At 65.0% G+C, this 1,093-nt stretch carries 3 protein-coding genes; all 3 read left to right on the top strand.

Going from position 1 to position 1,093, the window contains the following annotated elements; translation table 11 throughout:
- The coding region (locus Q8K99_06765; protein ID MDP2182253.1) for a chromosome partitioning protein ParB at window positions 1-308 on the top strand (308 nt) is incomplete at its 5' end.
- The gene (locus tag Q8K99_06760; protein MDP2182252.1) at window positions 305-598 is read left to right on the top strand and encodes a YtxH domain-containing protein; all 294 of its coding nucleotides are present in this window, start codon (window positions 305-307) and stop codon (window positions 596-598) included. The genes Q8K99_06765 and Q8K99_06760, both read left to right, overlap by 4 nt.
- Window positions 599-647: 49 nt before the next feature.
- Window positions 648-1,093, top strand: a 446-nt coding sequence (locus Q8K99_06755) for a hypothetical protein (GenBank protein MDP2182251.1), incomplete at its 3' end; no start/stop codon positions are given.

The following is a 1,093-nucleotide window of genomic DNA, read 5'->3' as shown; positions in this document are numbered from 1 at the left end:
ATGAGGCGATGCGGCTCCGCCTGTCACAGCGAATCCTTGAGAGCGGAATGTCCGTTCGGGAGGCAGAGAACCTCGCGCGTCTCTACGCTGCTGGTCAAAGCGAGCGGACCCCCCGCCCCGCGGCGCCGAAATCATTCAAGGTCATCGCGCGGAAGCTCAGGGGAATGCTCGGCACGAATGTGAGGGTCAAGCAGACCCAGAAGAAGGGCAAGATCGAGATTGACTTCCAAGGGGAGGAAGATCTCGAGCGTATCTATAGACTACTAGCCGAGGGCGGAGTGGTCGTGGACGGAGGGGACCGCTCGTGAAGAGACTGGAATATTTTGTCATAGGAGTGATCACCGGACTTGCGTTCGGGGTCGTCTTCGGGCTCCTCTTCGCGCCGGACAGCGGCGTCAGAACGCGTCGGCGGCTCGTCAGCGAGGCACAGCGGGCGGCGGATGCAGCCCGCGAGCTGGCAGAACGTGCGGAGCAGGCCGCCGAGATGCTGGGCGAACGCGTCGGTCATATCCTCGGCAAAGACGAGGAAACCGCGTGGCGCAAGGTCCGCGAGATACGAGAAGGCGTACAGCGTTACACCCAGGCCCAACCTAACTGATGTCAGAGCCCGGTGCCACGATCTCTTCCGTCCGCCGAAGGGAGAGATTGTGGGGCTGACGGTAGTCACTGGCCGGGCTAACACGGGCAAGACGGGCGTCGTCTACACGGCGCTCGAAGACGCCGCCGCGCGGGGTCAGGATGCGACGCTCCTGCTTCCGTCCGAGCCCGATGCGGAGCGTGCGCGCTCGGAACTCGCTGCGCGCTTGCCCGTAGGAGTACGTATCGCGCAGGTGGATCGCTACCTCGCGACAGTGTGGGCCACACACGGGGACGGTCGCAGGATCGTCACCCCGGCGCAGCGGGCCATGCTTCTTGTACGCTGCGCGGGTGGCGCGTCGCCGGGTCACGCGTCGCTTGCTGGGCGCTGTGTAGCGAGACTAGCGGAAGAGACAGGCTTCGGCTGGCGGGAACCGCGCGCTCTCTCCGGACCCGAAGCGCGAATGGCGGAGATGTTTGTCGCCTACGCAGGGGCACTCGACGAAGAAGGCCTCGT

The organism is Actinomycetota bacterium (assembly GCA_030682655.1).
Taxonomy (GTDB): Bacteria; Actinomycetota; Coriobacteriia; order Anaerosomatales; family JAUXNU01; genus JAUXNU01.
Note: the sequence above shows the minus strand (reverse complement) of the source record. Positions and strands in the feature narration are given on the sequence as shown.